We start from the raw sequence: 7,465 nt of genomic DNA, 5'->3' as shown, positions 1-7,465 counted from the left end.
AAGGAGAAAAAGATGGGGAAATCCCATCTCCTTTTGTGCAGAACCCTACTAGGTGCTCGGGTTGCTCCCCAGCATTGCCCTATCCCCCTAGCAGGTAAGAACATATATTTTAGTATAGTCAAAAATATGGTAACAAAATCATTTACACAAAATAATTTACATAACCCAAAATAAAAGAAAGAAGTGCCTCATAAAGCGTTAAGGAGGTACATGATAAACAAAATAAAAGAAAGAAGTGCCTCATAAAGCGTTAAGGAGGTACATGATAAACAAAATAAAAAGAAGATGTGCTTCATAAGGCACTTAGGAGGTACATGATAAACAAAATAAAAGAAAGAAGTGCTTCATAAAGCGTTAAGGAGGTACATGATAAACAAAATAAAAGGAAGATGTGCTTCATAAGGCATCCAAAAGGAACATGGTTAACGTAATTAGAGGAAAAAGTACTTCATAATGCATTCAAGAGATATTTTGATTGATCTTGTTAGCAAATGAGAATGATCCTAGTTTTTACATCCGAAAACAACTGCAAAAAAGATGGAAACCCCAATATTAAAACGAGATAGTGAGACAACTTACCTTTCGTGATCCTCAATCGTACTCTTATTGTTAATTAATCCAAAAATTAAATATCATTATTTCTACCCGTTCCTTTTATGGACGGGTAAATACGTTTTTGTGGTCAAATGCTCATCATTAACACATTATAGAAAGCATTTCTTTCATCCCCCCACAGAATTCCTAGAAATGCATAACGGAAGTGGAACAGCAGACTGTATCATTTCAAGAACCTCCATAATATCTTTTTTAGAAAATTGGAATATGTATTCAAATAATCAACTTACTTAAAATATTGATAACTTTCTATAAATTAAATATAATAGGAATATATATAATATATGAACCAATGGTTCTTATATAGAGACATAAGTTTTATCCCACAAAAAATTTAACAAAGGTGGTTTTTACATGAGAGTTGCTACAGATATTGGGGGAACATTTACTGATCTTGTGTATGTTGATGATAATGGAACGTTTGGAGTAGCGAAGGCTCATACAACACCCTCTCAATTTGAAAAAGGGGTAATAGATGTAATTGAAAAAAGCGGAATCACACCAAAATCCATTGATATGTTTATTCATGGCTCAACAGTAGTTATTAACGCATTAACGGAGCGGAAGGGTGTAAAGGTTGGACTGATCACAACAAAAGGAACTAGAGATGTTCTGGAAATTGCTAGGGGAAACAGGCCAGATTTGTACAATTTTCGCTATCAAAAGCCTAAGCCATTTGTCGAAAGGTATTTAAGATTGGAAGTAGATGAACGTTTAAATTATAAAGGGGAGGTTCTAAGTCCTTTAAATGAGGATCAAATTCCCGACATTCTATCATTGTTTAAAAAAGAAAAAGTAGATGCAATTGCAGTTTGTTACTTGCACTCCTATATAAATCCTGTTCATGAGATAAGAACGGTTGAACTAATTAAGCAATTATGGCCCGAGATTGCTGTAACCGCTTCCCATGAGATTACCAAGGAATGGCGTGAATACGAAAGAACGAACACAACGGTTCTCAATTCCTATGTGAAACCAATTGCAGGCACTTATATTGATAAGCTAAATAAAAAACTGGAAAACCATGGGGTTAACGGCAGTACCTATATCATGCAATCAAATGGTGGCGCAACTACCTTTGAAGGTGCAAAGCATTCACCTATAAATATGGTTGAATCGGGACCTGTTGCAGGGATATATGGAGCAGCGATACTTGGTCAAATTTTAGGTGAGAAAAATATTATTGCATTTGATATTGGCGGGACAACAGCAAAGTGTTCACTAATTACTAATAGTGAGGTTAAGGTTTCAACAGACTATTACATCGAAAAAACTGAAAAGTCTGCGGGCTATCCTATTAAGGTCCCGGTTGTTGATATTGTCGAAATTGGAAATGGCGGCGGTTCAATTGCGTGGATTGATCCTACGGGATCTTTAAAGGTCGGACCGCAATCTTCAGGAGCTATTCCTGGTCCTGTTGCATACGGGCAAGGTGGTGAAGAGCCAACAACAACAGACGCTAATCTAGTGACCGGGCGTCTTTCAAAGAAAAACTTTGATTATGAAGTTGACTTAGCAAAAGTAGAACAGGCAATAGAGAACAAGGTTTCTTCTCACTATGACCTGACAATGGAAGAAGGAGCAATGGGTATTATTGACATTGCTAATTCTAATATGCTCAACGCACTTAAATTAATTTCTATTCGCAAAGGGTATGATCCTAAGGATTTCACAATGATTGCCTTTGGGGGCGGAGGCTCCATGCATGCATCAGCACTTGCGCAGGAATTAGGAGTGAAGAGGGTCATTATCCCCGTTGCTTCATCTGTTTTTTCAGCCTGGGGAATGTTAATGACTGATCTTCGCCACGATTATATTCAAACCCATATTAAACAATTAAACGATATTGATTTAACGGCAATCAATAAAGAATGGGAGATAATGATTGACCAAGCCTATCATCAGTTTATCGAAGAAGGTATGGATAAGGGTCAGATTGTATTTAATCGTTTTGCCGATATGAGATATATCGGCCAAGAGCATACAGTGAAGGTTCCTGTACCAAATACTGAATGGACAGAAGAAATCATAGAAGAAATTATTGCTAGATTCCATCAGCTCCACGAACAAAATTACACGTTTAAATTGCCTGATGCACAAACCGAAATTGTCAATCTGCATTTAACAGGCTTCGGTAAGGTTGAAAAACCAGTTCTACAAAAATTACAGCAGACAGGAAAACCAGTTCATGAGGCTTTAAAGGAAAATAGACCGGTGTTCTTTAAGAATGAGGGATGGACAGAAACACCTGTATATGACCGCGGACAAATGGAGCCGGGCATGAAAATTGCAGGTCCAGCAATCATTGAAGAGCGTTCAGCGACTACTGTTATTTATGCTAATCAATCTTTAGAAATGGATCAATATGGAAACTTAGTGATTGATACGGAGGTGGAATAAGATGATAACTGCTAATAATGTAAAAGTAAATCCATTTACAATTGAAGTGATTAAGGATTCGCTCATGTCGATTGGTGATGAAATGTTTCTCGCTCTTGCTAGAACATCAATGAGTCCGATTATATATGAAGTGCTTGATTATGCTTGTGGTTTAACTGATTCCAAAGGCCAGTTAATCAGCCAAGGAAATGGTGTTACTAGTTTCATAGGCATGCTAAGTCCGATGGTTCAGCATGTCATCGAAAAATTTGATAACGGCAAAGGATTAAATGACGGAGATATTATCATTATTAATGACCCGTATGTCGGTGGTGGGTCTCACTTATCTGATGTAGGTCTTGTAATGCCAATTTTCAATAACGGGGAATTGGTGGCGTTTTCTGCCAACAAGGGCCACTGGACGGAGGTGGGTGGAAAGGATCCAGGTTCATTTACAAGTGATTCAACGGAAATTTATCAAGAAGGGCTGCAATTAACTGGGGTAAAGCTTTTTGATGGAGGAAAAGTAAACCAAGCCGTTGTTGATATTATTTCAGCCAACGTTCGCCTTCCGGATTTGTCCTTAGGAGATATGTGGGCTCAAGTGGCTGCTCTAAAAACAGGAGCAAAAAGAATTATAGAATTATGCAATAAACATTCAAAAGATTTACTTATGGCCGCTATTGATAATCTATTAAAACAGGGGGAGCAGCTTGCAAAAAAAGAGCTTGAGCTCCTTCCAAAAGGAACCTTTACTGCGGAGGATTTTATCGAGGGAGATCCTGAAAAAGGGGGACCATACCCAATCAAGGTCAAGATTACAATCACAGAAGACAAATTCATTTGTGATTTTCGCGGAAGCCATCCACAGGTGACAAATCCGGTAAACTGTTCCTATTTTGGATTGCTTGCAAGTGTACGTGTCATGTATTTAGCCATTATGAATCCAGATCAGAACAGTATAAATGAAGGGGTATTTTTTCCATTAAAGATATTAGCTGATAAAGGCTCGATTATTTCAGCTGAACGTCCTGCACCGGTATCTATGAATTTCGAAGGGCGGATTGGCGGTGCGGAATTGATATGGAAAGCATTGGCGCCTCTTTTACCAGAACGTTTAACCGCCGGTCATTTATTGTCCGTATGTTCGGTAGTATTATCTGGACAGCATCAAGATACAAATGCCCCTTTCCTAATTGTTGAGCCATCTGTTGGGGGATGGGGTGCAGGTGAAGGCATGGATGGTCAGCGCGGACAGTTCTGTATGGGAGATGGCGAGACCTATAATATTCCAATTGAAGTAGCTGAGACAAGATATGGTGTTCTCGTTGATGAGTATAACCTTCGTTGTGATGGAGCAGGAGCAGGTGAGTTTAACGGCGGTTCTGGCGTCATTCGTTCCTATCAGGCATTAAGTGATAACCAGAAGCTTTCTGCAACCTTTGGGCGGCATCAATTTTCCCCATGGGGTATGAAAGGCGGAGAAAACGGGTCTTCCAGCTATATTCGAATTTTGAAAAAGAATGGTGAAATCATTGGGCCAATAGGCGTTACCGCAAGATATCCTCTAAATAAAGGAGATATAGCCCAATTAGTTACTGCTACTGGCGGCGGATACGGCAACCCATTAAAACGACCAATCGAAAAAGTCGTAAGCGATGTGAAAAATGGCTATATATCGGTTGCCCAAGCTAAAGAAAAATATGGCGTTGATATTGATCCATTAACATACACGGTTTTAGAAATAAAGAGATAAGAATAATAGGGGACAGTCCCACGGTAAATTAAAGGCATTCATACGATGGGAAGGTCCCCTGATTAGTTTTATCTATTATTTAGAAAATTCCCTATTGTTGAACTAGTGGTATTATTATATAATTATTTTATTAAATGAAACGCTGTCTCTAATAGAGAGACACATTCAAGGGGGCGGGCTTTTGTCGTTAAAGACGTTGGATAATTCTTTAGAACTACTTAATTATTTTTCAAAAGAGACACCCTCATGGGGGGTTAGGGAGTTAGCAAAGGAAATGGGAATTAGCCATTCCATTGTCTATAGAACCCTTGCTTCGTTTGAGAAATACGGTTTTTTGGAACAAGATCCAAAAACCAAAAGGTATGAACTCGGTTTACGATTTTTAGAATTTGGCCAAATGGTCAAGGAAAAGATGCGACTCTCTGAGCATGTCTATCCCATTATGAAAAGACTTGCGGGTAAGGTTGAGGAGTCTATCTTCTTAACCTGGCTGGATAAGTCGGATGGAGTTACTGTTGAAATAGCGGAAAGCACTCATCGAATTAAGTATGAGGTTTCTTTAGGAACTAGAACCCCCCTTTATGCTGGTGCTTCATGTAAGGTCATTATGGCCTACCTCTCTAAAGAAAAGCAGTTAGAAATAACTAGGGAAGGTATGAAAGCCTTTACAAAAAACACGATATTGGATGAAGAAATCTTATTGTCCGATTTAGACGAAATAAAGAAAAAGGGCTGGTGCTACTCAGTTGGGGAGTTTTCCGATGCGGTTTTTGGCTTGGGGGTGCCTCTTTTCAATAGCCAAAATGAGATTATTGCTTCACTTACAATTAGCGGCCCGGAATATCGTGTAGAGGAAATGGATTTTGAAGTGGCACTAACACATCTACTACAGGAAGCAAAAGAAATACAGGGCTATCTTAATCATTTCAGCAGCCATTATAAATAAAGCTTGAAACCAACAAACGATAGAATCAGGAGGATGTGTATGAAAGACAAGAGGATGATAGAAAAGAAGCATCCGTCAGCATTTGAACCAATGGTCATTTTAATCACCGTTGCAACGGCTATTTTTGGGGCAATAATTGGGGTTCAATTAATTACATCATTGGGGATTTCAGCAAATACTTCAATTATAGGTGCCATCTTTGCAATGCTGATTGCAAGAATTCCGCTTCAAGCATTCCTTAAGTTTAAATCCGTCCATAGGCAAAATTTAGTGCAATCCTCAATTTCTGCGGCTACATTTGGGGCGGCAAGCAGCTTAATTCTTCCTATTGGCATTCCATATGTTTTAGGCTTAAAAGAACTGGTTATTCCACTGTTTATTGGTGTTACGCTTGCTATGTTCGCTGATGCCATCTTGCTTTATAAATTTTTTGACACGAAGGTTTTTCCTGCTAAGGAAGCATGGCCGCCGGGAATTGCGACAGCTGAATCAATTAAGGCTGGCGATGAAGGCGGAAAACGAGCAAAATTATTGAGTGTTGGTATAGGAATTGGGATATTAGGATCGATTTTTAAAATTCCTATGTCAGCCTTCGGGGTCGCTTTCATCGGTAATATTTGGGCTCTAACAATGTTTGGGATAGGGCTGCTTTTAAAAGGATATTCTGTTCCGTTGTTTGGCTTCGATATAAGTGAGCATTACATTCCACATGGATTTATGATCGGTGCGGGAGTGGTTGCCTTAATACAAGTCGTTTTCCTTATCTTTAAAAAGAATAAGGTAAATACTGTTTTGGATAAAACAAAGAATGAGACTGCTGCATCTTTGGAGGTAGTGCCTCTTACCAGATCTGAAAAGGATATTGGACAAGCCTTTGGCTATGGTTTCATTGCCTATTTATTGATAGCGTTGGCATTGGCATTTATGGGCGGAGTTTTGACGGACATGTCTCCTGGAATGATTGCAGGATTCTTATTATTTGCAGCTATTGCGGCATTTGCCCACGAGTTAATCGTTGGAATTGCGGCAATGCATGCCGGGTGGTTTCCTGCATTTGCAGTTGCTTTAATTACCCTTATAATTGGCATATTAATTGGCTTTCCTGCCCCTGCGCTTGCGCTTCTAGTTGGATTCAGTGCTTCCACAGGAGTAGCGTTTGCAGATATGGGTTATGATTTAAAGACTGGCTATATTCTTCGAGGGAATGGACAAGATCCAGAGTTTGAAAAGAAAGGACGACGTCAGCAGCTTTTCGCGGGGATGATTGGATTTTCTGTGGCAGCTATTGTTGTTCTGCTAACCTATGAAAACTTCTTCTCGCGTGGGATGATACCTCCGGTTAATCATGTATATGCCGCAACAATCCAATCAGGTGTTTCTCCTGATATCGCAAAACAATTATTGATTTGGGCAATCCCAGGTGCCTTGCTTCAATTAATTGGCGGATCAAAGAGACAATTGGGTGTTTTGTTCGCAACGGGTTTATTATTGACTAATCCCATTGCCGGATGGGCCGTTTTAGCAGGAATCATAATCAGATTTTCAGTTTTAAAATGGAAGGGAAAAGAAGCGGAGACACCTATGACCATTTTAGCTGCGGGCTTCATTGCCGGAGATGCATTATATAGCTTCTTTACTTCAATTTTTAAAATTGGAAAGTAAAGAGTTAGTACTGTTAGGAGAATTTTATGTAGTATACAAGTTTAACAATTAAATAGAATAAGCTTGGCTTTTCAGCTTAAAACGACGGAAAAACAGCCTTGAACCTT

4 protein-coding genes are annotated in these 7,465 nt (G+C 39.1%); all 4 read left to right on the top strand.

Annotation, left to right across the window (positions count from 1 at the left end; all coding sequences use genetic code 11):
• The first annotated feature begins 969 nt into the window (after positions 1-969).
• Positions 970-3,015, top strand: coding sequence for a hydantoinase/oxoprolinase family protein (locus tag B5V89_RS11030; protein ID WP_107920324.1), 2,046 nt, complete (start codon positions 970-972; stop codon positions 3,013-3,015).
• A gap of 1 nt (position 3,016) precedes the next feature.
• Complete coding sequence (locus B5V89_RS11025; protein ID WP_107920323.1) at positions 3,017-4,750, top strand: hydantoinase B/oxoprolinase family protein; 1,734 nt, start codon at positions 3,017-3,019, stop codon at positions 4,748-4,750.
• 181 nt (positions 4,751-4,931) lie between these two features.
• A complete protein-coding gene (locus tag B5V89_RS11020; protein WP_107920322.1) occupies positions 4,932-5,696 on the top strand; it encodes an IclR family transcriptional regulator in 765 nt (254 codons plus the stop codon).
• A 39-nt stretch (positions 5,697-5,735) separates the two neighbouring features.
• Positions 5,736-7,358, top strand: coding sequence for an OPT/YSL family transporter (locus tag B5V89_RS11015; protein WP_107920321.1), 1,623 nt, complete (start codon positions 5,736-5,738; stop codon positions 7,356-7,358).
• Positions 7,359-7,465 lie beyond the last annotated feature (107 nt).

The organism is Heyndrickxia sporothermodurans (assembly GCF_003055045.1).
GTDB lineage: Bacteria > Bacillota > Bacilli > Bacillales > Bacillaceae_C > Heyndrickxia > Heyndrickxia sporothermodurans.
Note: the sequence above shows the minus strand (reverse complement) of the source record. Positions and strands in the feature narration are given on the sequence as shown.